This is a genomic window from Marinimicrobium sp. C2-29 (assembly GCF_038419845.1).
GTDB lineage: Bacteria > Pseudomonadota > Gammaproteobacteria > Pseudomonadales > Cellvibrionaceae > Marinimicrobium.
Genome location: NZ_JBCAQT010000007.1, coordinates 92,196 through 110,064 on the forward strand (window position 1 = coordinate 92,196; position 17,869 = coordinate 110,064).

The following is a 17,869-nucleotide window of genomic DNA, read 5'->3' on the forward strand; positions in this document are numbered from 1 at the left end:
CGATTTAACATTTTCACAGAGAAGAGGTATTCAATGACCCAACGATTCAAGAACCACAGCCTGCGCCTCGGCATGGCGTTGCTGCTGATGTTGACGGTGGCCGGTTGCGCGACGCAGAGCGAGCGTTCGGCGCAGGCGGGCAATGAGCGCGACGGCACCTTTACCAATCCGCTGTTCCCCAATGGTGCGGATCCCTGGCTGGAATACTGGGACGGTAACTACTATCTGACCACCACCACCTGGACCGCCGAACTGGTCATGCGCAAGTCGCCGACCCTGGCGGGGCTGGCCGACGCCAAGCCGGTCAACGTCTGGTCCGATACCGACCCCAAGCGCAACGCCAACTTCTGGGCGTTTGAATTTCACCGCCTGAAGGGCCCCAACGGCTATCGCTGGTACGTGATGTACACCGCTGGTGAAGATGGCACTCTTGATAATCAGCACCTGAACGTGCTGGAGAGTGTCGGTGATGATCCCATGGGCCCCTACGAGTACAAGGCGCCGATCATGCCCGACCAGTGGAACATCGACGGGACCTACCTCAAGCATGATGGCAAGCTCTATTTGCTTTACTCCCAGTGGCAGGGTGACGAGCAGTTGAACCTGATCACCGAAATGGAAAATCCCTGGACCCTGAAAGAAAATTCCCCCAAAACCGTGATCACCCGGCCGGAACTGGACTGGGAAATCAGCGGCCGCAAGGTGACCGAAGCGGCGCAGATTCTGCAGCGCAATGGTCGGACCTTCATGATCTACTCGGCCAGCTACTGCAATACGCCCGATTACAAACTGGGTATGCTCGAGCTGGTGGGTGAGAACCCGCTCAACGCCGATCATTGGAAACAGTACCCCGAGCCGGTGTTCCAGCGTGGCAATGGCGTCTACGGTCCCGGCCACAATGGCTTCTTCGTTTCCCCGGACGGCACCGAAGACTGGTTGGTGTATCACGGTAACTCGTCCGTGGAGCACGGCTGCAGCGCGACCCGCTCTCTGCGCGCCCAGAGGTTCACCTGGAACGAAGACGGCACTCCGAATTTCGGTGAGCCGGTACCCGAAGGTGAGCCGGTTGAGCGTCCCTCCGGTGAAAATGGTCCCCTGGTCACCCGGATTCAGGGCCAGCACTACCAGGTGGTTAACGGTACCACCGACCTGTGCCTGGATATCGCCACCAGCCCGGAAGACAACCGCACCCGTCAGGCCGCCTGCAATGCCAACAATGGCCAGTGGGTGCTCGATCCGGTGACCGATGGCTACTTCCGTATTGCCAACAACCACGACAGCAAGTTTCTGGAAGTGGAAAACTGCAGCACTGGCGATAATGCCCGCGTGCAACAGGCGGCCTGGCGCAACAACGCCTGTCAGGAGTGGAGCCTGGAGCCGGGTGAGGGTGGCCACAGTGTCATCACCAACCGCGCGACCGGCAAACCTCTGGCCGTGGCCGGCTGCTCCGCCAACGAAAATCAGTCGGTTCTGCAGCAGAGCGAAGACAGTGTGTGCAAACAGTGGCGCCTGCAGCCGATGAACGACGTGGCGATCATCAGCGAGCAGAGTGGTCGGGTGGCAAGCGTCACCGGCGATGACAATAATGTCGAGCAGCACGCCTGGACCTACGGTGACAACCAGAAGTGGCGCTTTGAGCCCACGGATTCAGGTTACTTTGAGCTGAGCCCGACCAGTGCCAGCGATCAGTGCCTGGCAGTGACCGACGAAGCGGTCGTGCCCGGCGCCAATCTGGAAGTGGACGAGTGCGGCTCCAAAACCAGCCAGTGGGGGCTCAAGTTCCTCGAAGGCGGCGCGGTGAGCCTGGTCAATCGCTACACCACCGAGGTGGTTGATCTGGCCAATTGCGGCCTGGCCGATGGCACCAACCTGGCCCTTGGCCCGGATCTGGAGAACAAGTGCCAGCGGTTCCATCTGCGAGCCACTCAGTAAACTGCCAACAATGGCCGGGCTTGCCCGGCCATTTTTTTATCTCGCTACCTAAATCTCAATTGATTCCAGTCGCATAACGATAAAAATCGAGGTGCAATCATGTTGCTACCCAGGCAAAAAACCGGGTCGATGACCCCTGCCTTATACAAGCTTCTTCCGACAGTCTCGCTGGCGTTACTGCTGGCTTTGGGGGTGACCGCGTGCGGCGGAGGCAGCGGCGGCTCTGAGCAACCGGCGCCAACGGAGTCCTCCGACGACAATGAGCCGGAAACCGATTCGGACGCCGATACCGACTCTGGCACCGACAACGATGCCCAAGAGCCGAATGATCTGTCCGAGGCCGAATCCTTTACCAATCCTCTGTTTCAGAATGGGGCCGATCCCTGGCTTGAGTACTACCAGGGCAACTATTACCTGACCACCACCACCTGGAGCTCCCAGCTGGTGATGCGCAAGTCGCCCACACTGGCGGGCCTGGCCGAGGCGAAACCGCACTACATCTGGTCGGATACCGATCCCGACCGCTGCTGTAATTTCTGGGCTTTTGAGTTTCATCGTCTTGAAGGACCCAATGGCCCGCGCTGGTACGTGATGTACACCGCCGGCGTTGAGGGAGATCTGGGTGGTCAGAGGCTGCACGTGCTCGAAAGCGCGGGGGATGACCCTCTGGGGCCCTATGAATTCAAAAACACCCTCATGCCCAACCGCTGGAACATTGATGGCACTTACCTGGAGCACAACGATAAGCTCTATGTGATCTGGTCCGAATGGAGCGGCCCGGACCAAAGTGGTTGGATTGCCGAAATGGAAAACCCCTGGACGGTAGTGGAGGGCACCCAGACCCTGATTTCCCGCCCCACCTACGACTGGGAAAAGGGTGCCGATCTGAATGGCAACCCGGGCCGTGTGAATGAAGGGCAGGCGATTCTCAAACACGAGGGGCGCACCTTCATGAGCTTTTCCGCCAGTTCCTGTCATGGCCCCAATTACAAAATCGGGGTGATGGAGCTGATCGGGGCGGATCCGCTGAACCCCGAGGATTGGCACAAGTATCCCGAGCCCTTCCTGCAGGCTGGCAATGGCGTCTATGGGCCCGGGCACAATGGTTTCTTCCAGTCGCCGGACGGCACTGAGGACTGGCTGGTCTACCACGGCAACGAGTTGGCCACTCAGGGGTGTAGCGCCGATCGTTGGGTGCGGGCGCAGCCCATCGACTGGACCCCGGAAGGCCTGCCGGATCTGGGTGAACCGGCCGGCCCGGATACGCGGGTGCCCAACCCGTCGGGCGAGGATGGCCCGATTTCCGCCCGGGTTCAGGGCGCGGATCTTCGCCTGATCAGTCGCCATTCGGGCCATTGTCTGGGGCTCGACGACGAGGGTAATGCAGTGCAGGTCGATTGCGCGCAGCAGGAGAGTGGTTGGGTTCTGGACGCGGCCGGAGGTGACCATTACCGGCTGGCACACGTCGGGACTGAGGCGTTTCTGAGCGACGCCGAGTGCCTGGCCGAGGATCAGGAAGGCATGGCGGCGGAGCCCTGGTTTAACTCGGCCTGCCAGCAGTGGCAACTGAGCCGCGCCGACGGCGGTTGGTATGAAATTCACAACCGGGACAGTGGCCGCACTCTGGCCCTGGATGGCTGTGCCGCGGAGACCGGCTCGGCGGTGGGTGCGGCGCCGGAAGAGGGCAATAGCCTGTGCCAGCAGTGGCGGCTCGAGCCGGTTGGGGATCTGACCCTGGCCAACGAGAATAGTGGCCGGTTGCTTGAGGTTGCCGGGTGCAGTCAGGAGTCGGGGGCCAATGTGGCCCAGTGGCAGATGACCGGCGCCGATTGTCAGCGCTGGGGCTTTGAACACACCAGTGAAGGCCACTATCAACTACATCCACAACACAATCCGCAAGCGTGCCTGGCGGTCGAAAACGCCAGTGCCGAGGCCGGTGGTAATATGCTCCAGAATGCCTGCGAGGGCTCAAGCGCCGAATGGCGGGTCGATCCCCTTGGGGATGGCACCTGGCGATTGTCCCCCCGCCATGCACCGGATCTGGCCCTGGATATCGCCAGCTGCGGCCTGGCGGATGGCACGAACCTGGGGCAGTGGGAGTGGTTGGACAACGATTGTCAACGCTTCCGCCTGGGGCTGTAGTTTAAGGTCGATGCGGGCCAGGGACGGCGAGGTCATGGAATGAACGATTTTTCACCCCGAGGGGGTTGAAACCCGTTTTTATTGTACTATAATACCAACTATCCAAGGGTCGTCGGGTGTTGGGCTCGCCGGCCGCTGTATCTCGGCATTTCTTCATCGCTGCAGAAATATTGAGGTTCTTGGACTCTCCCCGCCGGCGAGAAGTCAGGTTCTCAAAGGCGCATTTTGGAGCCGCCGAAGCCAACGGTTTCCCGACCGAGGGCTTCGGCGGGCTCCTTTTGTCTCTCACTCGATATATTGGTTGATGTATCGAGGTCTCCCTCGCCCCTTGGCCGCCGGTCACGGGGCCTTTTTTTGACTGGTTCTCGCCTTAATATGTCATACATGTATTATTGTATAATAGGGTAATTATTGAACTTTGTTGAGTAACGCGATACCTTTGCAAAATTGACACCGATTTTATACATGGACTTAAAGCTATGGCCGTATTTGAACGCAATTTCAACCTGTCCCAGCGCATGACCCAGGAGCTGGGCAAGGCGATCGTTTGCGGTGTGTACCCCAAGGACGAGAGTCTGCCCACCGAGGCAGAGTTGTGCGAGCAATTTGGTGTCAGCCGAACCGCGGTGCGCGAGGCGGTCAAAATGCTCTCGGCCAAGGGCCTGATCTCCAGCCGGCCCCGGCAGGGGATCCGCATCCTGCCCGAACAGGAGTGGAACATCTTTGATTCCGACCTGTTGCGCTGGTCCCTCGAGGGTAACCCCTCCCTGCATGTACTGCGCGAATTTCAGCAGGTGCGTATCGCCATTGAGCCGGAGGCCGCCTCTCTGGCCGCCCGGTTTGCCGACGAGGCCCGGATACAGGCCATTGCCGATGCGCTGGAGGGCATGCGCAACGCTGAAAGTCCGGAAGACGGGCTCGCCGCCGATATCGCCTTTCATGTAAGCATTCTGTTCGCCACCCGCAACCGCTTCTACATCCGCCTGCGGGATTTCATCCAGACGGCCCTCAACGTGAGTATCCGGCACACCAACGTGATCAAGGGCGATCAGGACGCGATCATTGAAGACCACGCCAAAGTCTACAATGCCATCCGCAATCGCAACCCCGAGCGGGCCAAGGCCGCGATGCTGCTGTTGATCGATGAGGCGCTGACCTTTATCGAGGGCGAGCTGGCCGAAGCCGGGGAGCCGGTCGAACCGCTCCTCTGACCCGGACTCAGAGTGCCCGAATCTGGGGCGATAGTGGCAAACTGTGCTAAGATGCGCGCAGTTTTGAACACCATGAGGCCCTGGCCATGCACTGTCCTTTCTGTGGCGCCGAAGATACCAAGGTAGTCGACTCCCGTCTGGTGGCCGAAGGTGACCAGGTGCGGCGGCGTCGGCAATGCCTGTCGTGCAGCGAGCGCTTTACCACCTACGAAATTGCCGAGCTGGTGATGCCCCGCATCATCAAGCAGGATGGCACGCGCGAGCCGTTTGACGAGGCCAAGCTGCGCGCCGGCCTGCTGCGCGCGCTGGAGAAACGCCCGGTGAGCATCGAGGCGATCGAGTCGGCCATCAACCAGATCAAACACTTCCTTCAGGCCACGGGAGAGCGCGAAGTCAAGTCGCTCACCCTGGGCGAAAAAGTCATGGAAGAGCTGCGCAAGCTGGACGAAGTGGCCTATGTGCGCTTCGCCTCGGTTTACCGCCGCTTCAAAGACCTGAGCGAGTTTCGCGACGAGATCGATCGTCTGGAGAAGTACGAACCCAACGTCAAGATTTAAACCATGCCCCTGACCGCTCTCGACAGCCAATTGATGGCCCGCGCCCTGCGGCTCGCCGAGCGCGGCCGTTATACCACCATGCCCAACCCCCAGGTCGGCTGTGTTCTGGCCCAGGGCGAGACGGTGGTGGCCGAGGGTTTCCATGTGCGCGCTGGCAGGCCCCACGCCGAAGTGAACGCGCTCGCCGGTGCCGGTGATCGCGCGCGGGGGGCGACGGCGTATGTAACGCTCGAGCCCTGCAGCCACGAGGGGCGCACGGGCCCCTGCAGTCAGGCATTGGTGAAGGCCGGCGTGACCCGGGTGGTGTACGCCATGGAAGACCCCAATCCCAAAGTTGGCGGGCGTGGGCTGGAAATGCTTCGGGCCGCGGGCGTCGAGATCGATGGTCCCCTGATGGAAGACGAGGCGCGCGCGCTCAATCCGGGTTTCATCAAGCGGATGGAGCGGGGCATGCCCTTCGTGCGCTGCAAATTGGCCATGAGCCTGGACGGTCGCACCGCCATGGCCAGTGGTGAGAGTAAGTGGGTCACCGGCCGTCGGGCCCGGGAAGATGTGCAGCGGATGCGCGCGCGCAGCGGCGCGGTGATCAGTGGCATCGATACCGTGCTGGAAGACCGCGCCGCCTTGACCGTTCGTGCCCCCGAGCTGAAACTGGACGATGCCGAAGCCATTGCAGCGCGTCAGCCCCTGCGGGTGATTCTCGACTCCCGGGGGCGGCTGCCGGTCGATGCGCCGCTGCTGGAACACCCGGGGCCGGTGCTGTTGGTGCACAACGGCTCCGCTCCGGAGAAAGACTGGCCGGCGCAGGTCGAAGTCATCGCACTGGGGCGTGACGATGGCCGCATTGATCTGATGGCGCTGTTGCGCGAACTGGCACGGCGGCAGTGTAATGAAGTGCTGGTGGAATCCGGCGCGACGCTCGCGGGCGCGTTTCTGGGCCTGGGGCTGCTGGATGAATTGGTGGTCTACATGGCACCCAAGCTGTTGGGAAGCAATGCCCGCCCGCTGTTCCAGTTGCCTCTGGACACAATGGCGGCGCAGTTGCCGCTCAAGATTCACGATATTCGGGCCCTGGGGCACGATTGGCGCATTACCGCCGCGCCGGATCCGGAAGGGTAATTCCCGGGTTCTGGCGGATGCGCTTGACGCTTATCCGCCCTACGCGAACCGCCGTGGTATATGTAGGGCGGATAAGCCTAAGGCGCATCCGCCGTAAACCGCCGTGGAATGTGTAGAGCGGACCGGTCCGACGCCTAGGATCCCAAGGCGCATCCGCCGCAACCCAAGCGGATGCGACACAACCAAGAGAAACACCCATGTTTACAGGTATCATCGAAGCCAAAGGCCGCGCCGCCCGCCTGAAACCCACCGGCGGCGACCTGCGTCTCTACATCGAGACCGGCGATCTCGACCTGTCCGATGTGCAGCTGGGCGACTCCATCGCCACCAACGGCGTCTGTCTCACCGTCGTGGAGCTGACCGGGCAAGGCTACTGGGCCGATGTCTCCGGCGAGACCCTGGAGCACACCACGGTGGGGCAGTGGCAGACAGGTCAGGCGGTCAACCTGGAGAAGGCGCTCACGCCCCAGACCCGTCTGGGCGGCCATATCGTCAGCGGCCATGTCGACGGCGTGGGAGAGGTGGTGGAGCGCCACGGCGATGCCCGCTCCGAGCGCTTCCGCCTCCGCGCGCCGGACGAGCTGGCCAAATACATTGCCCACAAGGGCTCCATCACCGTGGACGGTACCAGCTTGACCGTCAATCAGGTCGATGGCGCCGAATTTGAACTGAACATTGTGCCGCACACGCTCAAATGGACCATTATGGACGGCTATCAACCCGGCACCCGGGTCAATCTTGAAGTTGACCTTTTGGCCCGCTACCTGGAGCGGCTATTATTGGGGGAGCGGGCGGCGCAACCAAACTCGGGCATAACCGCTGATTTTCTGGCTGAGCACGGCTTCATCAAGGGGTGATTGCACCCCTTTAGCAACAAGGTGACTATGGAACTCAATACTCCGGAAGAACTGATCGACGATCTGCGTCAGGGCAAGATGATCATCCTGATGGACGACGAAGATCGGGAAAACGAGGGCGACCTGATCATGGTGGCCGACCAGGTGCGGGCCGAGGACATCAACTTCATGTCCACCCATGCCCGTGGCCTGATCTGCCTGACCCTCACGCCCGACCGCTGCAAGCAGCTGGGTCTGCCCCTGATGGTGACCGACAATCAGGCGCGCTATTCGACCAACTTTACCGTCTCCATCGAGGCGGCCGAGGGTGTGACCACCGGCATTTCGGCCGCCGACCGGGCGCGCACCGTGCGTGTGGCGGTTGCCCGCGACGCCCAGCCCCACGAGATTGTGCAGCCGGGCCACGTCTTCCCCATCATGGCCCAGCCCGGCGGCGTGATGAGCCGGGCCGGTCATACCGAGGCCGGTTGCGACCTGGCCCGGCTGGCCGGTTTTGAGCCGGCGGCGGTCATTGTCGAGATCATGAACCCCGATGGCTCCATGGCGCGGCGCCCGGACCTGGAGACCTTTGCCCAGACACACAATCTGAAAATCGGTACCATAGCGGACCTGATTCATTACCGGGCGGTCAAGGAAAAAACCGTCGAGTGCATCAACCGGCGCCAGGTGGAAACCCTGCACGGCCCGTTTGAGCTGCGCACCTATCGGGACCTGGCCCGGGGCGACCTGCACTTCGTGTTGCTCAAGGGCCATGTCGACCCCGGTGAGCCCGCGCTGGTCCGGGTGCACGTGATGGACTTCGCCCGGGACCTGCTGGCACTGAAGCGCCCAGCCGAAGCCGGACAGCGCTCCTGGACCTATCAGGAGGCACTGAAGAAAATCAGTGAAGAGGGCGAGGGTGTGCTGGTGCTGATCTGTCACGATGAGAGCACCGCCAAAGTGGAGGAGAGCATCGACTGGATGCTCTCCGGCAAACAGCCCGTGCGCAGCCCCGATCAGGTGTACAAACAGGTGGGCACCGGCTCACAGATACTGCGCGATCTGGGCGTGCGTAAAATGCGCCTGATGTCCGCACCCATGCGCTTTACCGCGCTCTCGGGGTTCGACCTGGAGATTGTCGAACACCTGGAGCCCAACGAATCCTAGAAACGTCAACGAGAAAATTCCATGAGTCAGATGAAAGTGATTGAAGGCGATTTCGCCGCGAGCCAGGGCCGCTATGCCCTGCTGGTCAGCCGCTGGAACGGTTTTGTGGTCGAGAGCCTCAAGGCCGGCGCGCTCGACACCCTGCGTCGCCAGGGCATCAGCGATGACCAGATCACCATTTACTACGCCCCCGGTGCCTTCGAGTTCCCGCTGGTGGCCCAGAGAATCGCGGCCAAGGGCGGCTTTGATGCCATCATCGCCTTGGGCGCGGTCATCCGCGGCGGCACTCCCCACTTTGATTATGTCGCGGGCGAATGCACCAAAGGCCTGGCGCAGGTGTCGCTGAATGCGGATATCCCGGTCAGCTTCGGTGTGCTCACCGTCGACAGCATCGAGCAGGCCATCGAGCGCTCGGGCACCAAGGCCGGCAACAAAGGGGCCGAAGCGGCCTCGACCGCACTGGAAATGGTTTCACTGTTGGGAAGAATTTAACAATGTCCGATTCGGCTACAGCCCCCAATCCGGCCGCCCGGCGCAAAGCGCGCCACTACGCCATGCAAGGCCTCTATCAGTGGCAGATGGCCGGTGCCAACCTCAATGCCATCGAGGCGGAGTTCCGCACCGACAATGACATGGCCAAGGTGGATCTGGACTACTTCCACGAATTGCTGCACGGCGTGCCGCAGTACCTGAGCGAAGTGGAGGCGGTGTTTATCCCGCACCTGCAGGAGCGCAGCTCCGATGAGCTGGATCCGGTCACTCAGGCGCTGCTGCGCCTGGCGAGTTACGAGTTCAAATACCGCATCGATGTGCCCTACAAAGTGGTCATCAACGAGGCAGTGACACTCGCCAAAAAGTTCGGCGCCGCCGACAGCCACAAGTTTATCAACGGTGTGCTCGATCACGCGGCCAATGACGTGCGCGCGGTTGAAAAGCGGGCGCGTTGATCACTCCGGTAAAGACAAGACGCACGCCAGGCTGAAGGGCGATTTATGGGCGAGTTTGAACTGATCCGACATTTTTTCCAGCAGCACCGGGCCGAAACCATGCCCGGTTCGGTGTTCCTGGGTATCGGGGATGACGCCGCCCTCCTGCAACCGCCGGATGGCCAGACCCTGGTCGTTTCGGTGGACACCCTGGTCTGCGACGTACACTTTCCGGCGGACGCGGCGCCCGATGAGATTGCCCAGCGGGCCCTGCGGGTCAATCTGAGCGACCTGGCCGCCATGGGCGCCCAGCCCCTGTGGTTCACGTTGGCGCTGACGCTGCCGGAAGTTTCTGACGACTGGTTACGGGACTTCAGCCGCGGGCTGTTTGCCTGCGCCGAGGAGTTCGACTGTACCCTGGTGGGCGGTGATACCACCTCCGGCCCCCTGAGTATTACCATCCAGGTGATGGGCACCGTCGAGCCCAGCCGGGCGCTGCGTCGCGATGGCGCGGGCGCCGGCGATTACGTGCTGGTGACTCACACCCTGGGTGACGCCGCCGCCGGGCTGGCGGTGATGCAGGACCGACTGGACCAGACGTTGGACGAGCCGACCAACGCCTACCTCAGCGCTCGTTACTATCAGCCCACACCGCGCCTGAAGGAGGGCGTCGCCTTGCGTGATTTTGCCAGCGCGGCGTTGGACATCTCCGATGGTCTGGTGGCGGATCTGGGACATATCGGCGAGTCCAGCGATCTGGGCGCCGATGTGTATGTGGAAGATCTGCCGCTTTCGCCCGCCCTGAAGCGGCTTAAAGACAAAGACCAGGCCCGGCGCTGGGCGCTTGCCGGTGGCGACGACTATGAGCTGTGCTTCACGGTGGCGGAGGAAAAGATGCCTGAGCTGGGTTTGCGTATCGCCTCGGGTGAAATCGATGCCACGGTCATCGGTCGGATGCGGGCCGGCTCCGGCGTCAGCTGTCTGCTGCAGGGTCAGCCCTTCGAACTTGAATCCAGCGGTTATACTCACTTCTGATGGATAAAAAAGACTTAAAAACCCCGACCTTCTCCGAGATGTGGCGCAGCTCCGATCACCTGTTTGCGTTCGGGTTCGGCAGTGGACTCGCGCCCAAGGCGCCGGGCACCTTCGGGACTCTGGCGGCAATTCCGGTCTACTGGCTGATTCAGGATCTCGCCGTGCCGCTTTACCTGTTGTGGCTGGCGGTCACCTTTGTGCTCGGTGTCTACTGGTGTCACCGCAGTTCCGTTGCCCTCGGTGTGCACGACCATGGCGGTATCGTCTGGGATGAGATGGTCGGCTATTGGCTCACCATGTTCATGGCGCCGGCCGGGTGGCTCTGGATGTTGCTCGGGTTTGTCCTGTTCCGGTTTTTCGACATACTCAAACCCTGGCCGATCAGTTGGCTGGACCGGCGGGTCGAGGGCGGCTTCGGCATCATGATCGACGATGTGCTGGCCGCGCTCTATGCCCTGATCGTGCTGCAGGCGCTGGCCTATTTTATCTAACGTGCCGGGCCCCGATGCCCGGCGCTGAATCTGTTCAACGAGGGAAGTGCGTGACCATACGCTATGTAGAGTCCTCCAAGCTGCCCACTCCCTGGGGCATGTTCACCATGCACGGGTTTGCCGACGATGGCGCCGACAAGGAGCATCTGGTGCTGACGCTGGGCGACATCAGTGGCGATGAGCCCTTGTTGGCCCGGGTGCATTCAGAGTGCCTGACCGGCGATGCGTTGTTCAGTATGCGCTGCGATTGCGGTCCGCAGCTTCAGGCGGCCATGCACAAGGTGGCGCTCGAGGGGCGGGGGGCCATTTTTTATCTGCGCCAGGAGGGCCGCGGTATTGGTCTGCTCAACAAGATCCGGGCCTATCATCTGCAGGACTGCGGCGCGGATACGGTCGAGGCCAATGAGCAGTTGGGCTTCGGGGCGGATATGCGCGATTACAGTATTCTCAAGCCGATGCTGGAGCATCTGAATATCAAGTCGCTGAAGTTGATGACCAATAATCCGCGCAAGGTGAAGGCGCTGCGGGATATGGGGGTGACGGTGGCGGAGCGTATTTCCCACCAGACGGGACGCAATCCGCACAATGCCCGCTATCTGGAAACCAAGCGCGGCAAGCTCGGTCATCTGTTCGCCGACGATGACGACAACTGGGCGCCCCACGAGCCGCCTGTAGATGATGAGGGATCGGTCAAGTAGTTTTAACGCGCGAGGGGAAATTCTAGCTCCGGTCCGCTTCGGGGTAGAGTCTCCCAAGACACGTTGCACTAATCGGCAGGAAAGCCGATTTGCACAGCCGCAGGCTGCCCGCAGGGCGAGCCACAGGGATGTGGCGAGTGAATTACATCCCTGTAAACTCGAGAGCGCTAGTCCCACGGCTCACGGTCTTGGGAGACTCTACCCCGAATCGGCCCTCAGTGCCTGGTTTAGAGTTTTGCAGAAGCCATCCAATCAAGAATGTAGTGAAGGACAGAGTATGAACATCAGAATAGCCGTAAGCGGCGCTTCCGGGCGCATGGGGAAGGCCCTGATCGAAGCGGTCAGCGCCAATGACCAGACCGCCCTGGTGGCCGCCATTGAACGGCCAGACAGCAGCCTGATCGGCGCCGACGCCGGGGAGCTGGCCGGTATTGGAAAGCTTGGTGTGAGGCTGGTGGGCGATGTCGCCACGGTCATTGAAGACTTTGATGTGCTGATCGACTTCAGCGCGCCCGCCGCCACGATCAAAAACGCCGCGCTTTGCGCCGAAAAGGGCAAAGGCCTGGTGGTGGGGACCACAGGCTTTACCGATGAGCAGAAAGCCGAGCTGGAAAAGTGCAGCCAGAGCATGGCACTGTGCATTGCCGCCAACTACAGTACCGGGGTGAACCTCTGCCTCAAGCTGCTCGATACCGCCGCCCGGGTCATGGGTAACGATGTGGATGTGGAGATTTACGAAGCGCATCATCGCCACAAGGTCGATGCGCCTTCGGGCACGGCCCTGCGGATGGGTGAAGTGGTGGCCGGCGCGCTGGGGCGCGACCTGAACAAAACCGCCGTCTATGGCCGCGAGGGGCAGACCGGCGCGCGCGATCGCGATACCATCGGCTTTGCCACCGTGCGCGGGGGCGATGTGGTGGGCGATCATACCGTGATGTTCATGGCCGATGGCGAGCGGGTGGAAATCACCCACAAGGCCTCCAGTCGGCAATCGTTCGCCCGTGGCGCCGTCCGGGCCGCCCTCTGGTTGGCTCAGTCCGAGCCCGGCCTGTACGACATGCAGGATGTGCTCGACCTGCATTAACGCACAGTATTTAACGCACTAGTGCACAAGGCCGATTTATGAGCTGCACCCTGCGCATTCTGACAGTGAACACCCACAAGGGCTTCAGCCTGTTCAACCGGCGCTATATTTTGCCGGAACTGCGTGAAGCGGTGCGCACGGTATCGGCCGATATAGTCTTTCTGCAGGAAGTGCTGGGTGAGCATCAGGGCTGGGCCGATCGCCTGATGGGGCGCTGGCCCGCCGCTTCCCAATACGAATTTCTGGCCGATACCATGTGGCACGACTATGCTTATGGAAGGAATGCGGTCTATCCCAAGGGACACCACGGCAACGCCTTGCTGAGCAAATTCCCCATCACTCACTGGCATAACCACGATCTTTCGCTCAACCGCTGGGAGCAGCGCGGGATGTTGCACTGCTCGCTGAACCTGGTGACCGAAACCATGCCGCTGCACACCATCTGTGTGCATCTGAACCTGCGCGAGCACCACCGCCAGCGTCAATTGCGCATGCTGTGCGATCTGGTCAACTCCATTCCCGCCCATGAGCCGGTGGTGGTGGCGGGGGATTTTAACGACTGGCGCGGCCGGGCCCAGCGGGTGTTGGCCGAGCAGGCGGGGCTGCAGGAAGTGTTTACCCAGGAGCACGGCCGACCGGCGCGGTCTTTCCCCGCCACCTGGCCGCTGCTGCGCCTGGACCGGATTTATGTCCGCTCCGCCCGGTCTCATGCGCCCCTGGTGTTGCCCAACAAGCCCTGGGCGCACCTGTCGGACCATAAGCCCTTGTTGGCACAGATCGAGCTTGAATTTTGACGAACAACACACCCCACCTGGAAACGAGGTTACTATGTGGCTGAGAGCCGGTTGCGATATCCAGTTCGACGAGAGCGAGCCCGCCCCTTTTATTCTGATGCTGCGCCCGCGCAGTGGCACCTCACAGTGGGTCGCGCGGGAGTCCTATACCCTCACGCCCAGTGTGCCCGCCGTCGAGTTTACCGACCCCTACGGCAATCTGTGTCAGCGGCTGATTTCGCCGGCGGGTCAGTTTCGCATCCGCACCTCGGCTGATGTACTGACCGAAGATCACATCAATGTCACGCCCGGAGCGCCCTTTGTCGAAGTGCAGAACCTGCCCAACGACGTACTCACCTACCTGCTGCCCAGCCGCTACTGCGAGTCCGACCAGTTCATTCTGATGGGCAGTGAGATCGTGGGCAACGCCATCCCGGGGTATGACCAGGTGGCCCGCATCGAGGCCTGGATCCGCAACAACTTTGTCTACAACCCCAATGCCGAGCACTTCCAGCTCTCGGCGGTGGATGTCAATCAGCGCACCGAGGGCGTGTGTCGCGACTTTGCTCACCTGGGGATCGCGCTGTGTCGCGGGCTGTGCATTCCCGCGCGCATGGTCGTGGGGTATTTGCACAAGCTCGAGCCCATGGACTTTCACGCCTGGTTCGAAGCCTATGTGGGCGGCCAGTGGTACACCTTTGATCCCACCCAGCGCGAGCCGCGCGGTGGACGGGTGACCGTGGCCTACGGCCGCGATGCCGCGGATGTGGCGATCTTCAATCAGTTCGGGCCCGCGCTTTACCCCACGCGTATGAAGGTCACGGTCGAGGAGCTTGAGCACGCCCCGGAATAGCCGGCGCAAATTGACCCGGTCCCGGCGCGCCGCTACTATAGAAACCTTTTGCGGGTCGGGCCACCAGCGCCAGGGGACCTCTTGAGTGACGTAATGAGTGGCCTATGCGCATCGAAACCATCAAACGCCGAATCAGTGATTGGAAAGCCCGGCGCAACCGGCGTCGCATTTTGGTGCTCGAAGACCTCAACGCCGGCTATATCCCCGTGTACAAAGTGGCCTCCACGTCACTGCGCAACCTGATCTGCCGTCGTCAGGCCGAGCGCTTCTACCCCCAGTGGCAGGATCTGAAATTATCCAGCCTGAAAAAGCGGGTGGAGCGCAAGATCCGCCGCTCAATGGGTGTATGGCGCACCCGCCGCTTTGGGCAGCAACACTTTCTGTTCGCCTTCGTACGCAATCCCATTACCCGACTTTACTCCTGCTATCTGGATAAAGTCGTGCGCACGGGCAAACAGGGCAAGCGCTGCAGCCTCTGTGGCTACGGTATTGAGACCGACATCGATTTTGAAAACTTTGTGCGCACCATCGCCGAGATTCCCGATTCGGCGGCGGACAAACACTTTCGCAGTCAGTACTTCCAGATTTATCACCGGGGCGAGTGGTTGGTGGACTTTCTGGGGAAATTTGAAAACCTGGACAAAGACTGGCAACGCCTGGCTGATAAAATCGGCATCGATGAAAGCCCCGAAATCTACCGCAGCACCGGCGCCGGCAGCGAACTGGACAGCCTGCCGCTCAGCCTGGAGGCCGCGCGCAAAATTGCCAGACGCTACCAGAAAGATATTGACCTGCTGGGCTACCGTAAAGACGTGGATGCCTGGTTGGAGCGAAAGGCCGCTGGCGAAGTGTGAGGTGGTTTGAGCTTTGGGCGTTAACGTGGTTAGATTGTCCTTCATTTTTTTGAAAGGATCGGCCCATGAACCCCGACTATCAACTGGCCTATTGGGGCCTGTATCTGATATTGATGACGCTTGTCGTGCAGCAGGTGGTGGCCAGCGCGAGCAAGGCCAGCCAGCCCGGCTCCGTACCGGGAAAAATTGACAGTTCCCTCTCACACGGTTCGCTCGTGTTCCGCGCGCACCGCACCTTCATGAACTCCCTGGAAAACCTGCCGCTGTTGTTGGGCACAGTGTTTCTGGCGGTGTTTGTCGGCGCCGATCCGCTCTGGACGGCCATTCTGGTCTGGGTCTTCGCGCTCGGCCGTCTGATGCATATGCTGCTCTACTACGCCATCGCCACTGAACGGAACCCCAGCCCGCGCAGCTATTTTTTCGCGCTGGCCTTCATCGCCAATGTAGCGCTGCTGGGTGTTGTGGGTTTGGCTCTGGTATAGCGGGTCGTCCGGAATTTTTCCGCCCCTTTCTCGCTCTTCGACTATGCTCTTTAGTGAGCCAGTAGAGGAGAAAATCTCATGCCTTACCACAACAATTCAGAGCTGCCGGATGGGGTTAAAAATAACGTGCCACCCCACGGACAGACCATTTACCGCAAGGCGTTCAACTCCGCCTGGGATGAATATAAAGACAGCGAGGATCGGCGCGGTAACGCGAGTCGCGAAGAAGTGGCCCACCGTGTGGCCTGGGCCGCCGTCAAGCAGGAATACCACAAAGAAGGAGACCGGTGGGTCAGGGATAAGTCGTGAGGTGATCGGGCCGCCCATTTGTGTTTTTCCCTGGTGGCACTTAAAGTGAGGTGTCAGACGTCTTACACCTGACAGGAGATGAGGATGGATCAGTTTTTTTCGTTGTGGCATGAAGCGGCCCGTACCTCGGTGGGTTTTTTCTGGATGGCCCTCTGGGCGTTCGCCCTGGGTTACCTGATCAGCAGCCTGATTCAGGTGCTCGTGACCCAGGAGAGAATGCAGCGGTTGATGGGCAAGGACGGGCCGCGAAGTGTCGGGCTTGGCACCTTTTTTGGCTTTCTGTCCAGCTCCTGCAGTTTTGCGGCACTCTCAACCACCCGCGCCCTGTTCAACAAGGGTGCAGGTCTGGCACCCTCTCTGGCGTTCATGCTGGCGTCCACCAACCTTGTGATTGAACTCGGGATGGTCATCGCGATCTTCCTGGGCTGGCAATTTGTGGTGGGTGAATACGTCGGCGGCATACTGCTGATTCTCGTAGTCTGGCTGCTGGTGCGCGTGACCCGCCCACGGCGCCTGGAGGCCCAAGCCCGAAAAAAGATGGATGATGGGCACGATCATGACGGGCATGGCGAGCACAAAAGCTGGAAAGAAAAAGCGACCAGTCTGGCCGGTTGGCAGCAGATCGGGCAGACCTATGTCATGGAGTGGCAGATGGTCTGGAAGGATGTTCTGATCGGTTTTACCGTGGCCGGTATTATTTCCGCCATGGTGCCCGAGAGCTTCTTTCAGGCGCTGTTTATCGGCTCCGGCGGTGAGAACGCCGCCAACCCCGGCTTTGGCGCCGTCCTGGCGCAGACTCTGGTGGGGCCGCTGGCGGCCTTCTTCACCTTCATCGGGTCCATGGGCAACATTCCCCTGGCCGCCGTGCTGTTCACCCAGGGCGTCACCTTCGCCGGGGTCATGGCGTTCATCTTCTCTGATCTGGTCGTGCTGCCAGTGCTTCGCATCAACGCCGCCTACTACGGCTGGAAGATGGCCCTCTACATTCTTGCCCTGATGCTCACGGGCATCGTGGTCGTGGCGCTGGTCATGCACTACGGACTGGCCGCCCTGGATATGCTGCCGGATTCCTCCAGCGCGAAAAGCCCGGGCGAGCGGCAGTTTTTCCAGGTGAACTATCAACTGGTCCTGAACCTGGTGTTTGCGGCGGTTACGGCGGCGTTGCTGTGGCTGTGGCGGCGCGCTCAAAAGGCGCACGCCCATGGTGGGCATGGTCATCACCACCACCATCATCATGGCGGCAGCTCCCTGACCGACCGGGTGTTGCAGGTGCTGGCCACCATCGCGGCTCTGTGGCTCGCCGGTGGCTGGCTGGTGGGTGTCGCGGCCTGATAGGCGGCCCGTGAACAAGGACGTTCTATTGCTTTGTATGCGAGTTCAAGGGCCCTGACGGGGCTCCG

General features: G+C 61.0%; 19 protein-coding genes. All 19 read left to right on the forward strand.

The genetic code is table 11. From position 1 onward, the window contains the following. Window positions 1–33: 33 nt before the first annotated feature. The 19 genes from AAE484_RS08590 (at window position 34) to AAE484_RS08680 (ending at window position 17,801) form a co-directional block, all read left to right on the forward strand. Window positions 34–1,932 (forward strand): family 43 glycosylhydrolase, encoded by a 1,899-nt coding sequence (locus AAE484_RS08590; RefSeq protein WP_341937962.1) that lies wholly within the window; start codon window positions 34–36, stop codon window positions 1,930–1,932. A 129-nt stretch (window positions 1,933–2,061) separates the two neighbouring features. Further along, complete coding sequence (locus tag AAE484_RS08595; protein ID WP_341937963.1) at window positions 2,062–4,074, forward strand: RICIN domain-containing protein; 2,013 nt, start codon at window positions 2,062–2,064, stop codon at window positions 4,072–4,074. Between the two features lie 479 nt (window positions 4,075–4,553). Continuing rightward, a complete protein-coding gene (locus AAE484_RS08600) occupies window positions 4,554–5,285 on the forward strand; it encodes a FadR/GntR family transcriptional regulator (RefSeq protein WP_341937964.1) in 732 nt (243 codons plus the stop codon). Window positions 5,286–5,371: 86 nt separating this feature from the next. Further along, entirely contained in the window at window positions 5,372–5,842 is a 471-nt protein-coding gene (gene nrdR / locus AAE484_RS08605) for a transcriptional regulator NrdR (RefSeq protein ID WP_341937965.1), read from the forward strand. Window positions 5,843–5,845: 3 nt separating this feature from the next. After that, window positions 5,846–6,961: a bifunctional diaminohydroxyphosphoribosylaminopyrimidine deaminase/5-amino-6-(5-phosphoribosylamino)uracil reductase RibD gene (gene ribD / locus AAE484_RS08610; protein ID WP_341937966.1), complete on the forward strand. Its 1,116-nt coding sequence runs from the start codon at window positions 5,846–5,848 to the stop codon at window positions 6,959–6,961. Window positions 6,962–7,158: 197 nt separating this feature from the next. Then, the gene (locus AAE484_RS08615) at window positions 7,159–7,818 is read left to right on the forward strand and encodes a riboflavin synthase (protein ID WP_341937967.1); all 660 of its coding nucleotides are present in this window, start codon (window positions 7,159–7,161) and stop codon (window positions 7,816–7,818) included. A 27-nt stretch (window positions 7,819–7,845) separates the two neighbouring features. After that, window positions 7,846–8,964 (forward strand): bifunctional 3,4-dihydroxy-2-butanone-4-phosphate synthase/GTP cyclohydrolase II, encoded by a 1,119-nt coding sequence (gene ribBA, locus AAE484_RS08620; RefSeq protein ID WP_341937968.1) that lies wholly within the window; start codon window positions 7,846–7,848, stop codon window positions 8,962–8,964. 21 nt (window positions 8,965–8,985) lie between these two features. Then, window positions 8,986–9,456 carry a 6,7-dimethyl-8-ribityllumazine synthase gene (ribH, locus tag AAE484_RS08625; RefSeq protein ID WP_341937969.1) on the forward strand — a complete coding sequence of 157 codons (471 nt, stop codon included), beginning with the start codon at window positions 8,986–8,988 and terminating at the stop codon, window positions 9,454–9,456. A gap of 2 nt (window positions 9,457–9,458) precedes the next feature. After that, window positions 9,459–9,911, forward strand: a complete 453-nt coding sequence (gene nusB, locus AAE484_RS08630) for a transcription antitermination factor NusB (RefSeq protein ID WP_341937970.1) — start codon at window positions 9,459–9,461, stop codon at window positions 9,909–9,911. A gap of 45 nt (window positions 9,912–9,956) precedes the next feature. Next, window positions 9,957–10,925, forward strand: coding sequence for a thiamine-phosphate kinase (gene thiL, locus AAE484_RS08635; protein ID WP_341937971.1), 969 nt, complete (start codon window positions 9,957–9,959; stop codon window positions 10,923–10,925). Next, window positions 10,925–11,416: a phosphatidylglycerophosphatase A family protein gene (locus AAE484_RS08640; protein ID WP_341937972.1), complete on the forward strand. Its 492-nt coding sequence runs from the start codon at window positions 10,925–10,927 to the stop codon at window positions 11,414–11,416. Before thiL ends, AAE484_RS08640 begins: the two co-directional genes overlap by 1 nt. 50 nt (window positions 11,417–11,466) lie before the next feature. Beyond that, complete coding sequence (ribA, locus tag AAE484_RS08645; RefSeq protein WP_341937973.1) at window positions 11,467–12,114, forward strand: GTP cyclohydrolase II; 648 nt, start codon at window positions 11,467–11,469, stop codon at window positions 12,112–12,114. 277 nt (window positions 12,115–12,391) lie between these two features. After that, a complete protein-coding gene (gene dapB / locus AAE484_RS08650; protein ID WP_341937974.1) occupies window positions 12,392–13,198 on the forward strand; it encodes a 4-hydroxy-tetrahydrodipicolinate reductase in 807 nt (268 codons plus the stop codon). Between the two features lie 38 nt (window positions 13,199–13,236). Next, window positions 13,237–13,992: an endonuclease/exonuclease/phosphatase family protein gene (locus AAE484_RS08655; RefSeq protein ID WP_341937976.1), complete on the forward strand. Its 756-nt coding sequence runs from the start codon at window positions 13,237–13,239 to the stop codon at window positions 13,990–13,992. Window positions 13,993–14,026: 34 nt separating this feature from the next. Continuing rightward, a complete protein-coding gene (locus tag AAE484_RS08660; RefSeq protein WP_341937977.1) occupies window positions 14,027–14,824 on the forward strand; it encodes a transglutaminase family protein in 798 nt (265 codons plus the stop codon). 104 nt (window positions 14,825–14,928) lie between these two features. After that, complete coding sequence (locus AAE484_RS08665; RefSeq protein WP_341937978.1) at window positions 14,929–15,678, forward strand: sulfotransferase family 2 domain-containing protein; 750 nt, start codon at window positions 14,929–14,931, stop codon at window positions 15,676–15,678. 65 nt (window positions 15,679–15,743) lie between these two features. Then, a complete protein-coding gene (locus AAE484_RS08670; protein WP_341937979.1) occupies window positions 15,744–16,160 on the forward strand; it encodes an MAPEG family protein in 417 nt (138 codons plus the stop codon). 78 nt (window positions 16,161–16,238) lie between these two features. Then, window positions 16,239–16,469, forward strand: coding sequence for a ChaB family protein (locus AAE484_RS08675; protein WP_341937980.1), 231 nt, complete (start codon window positions 16,239–16,241; stop codon window positions 16,467–16,469). An 84-nt stretch (window positions 16,470–16,553) separates the two neighbouring features. Continuing rightward, entirely contained in the window at window positions 16,554–17,801 is a 1,248-nt protein-coding gene (locus AAE484_RS08680) for a permease (RefSeq protein ID WP_341937981.1), read from the forward strand. Window positions 17,802–17,869 lie beyond the last annotated feature (68 nt).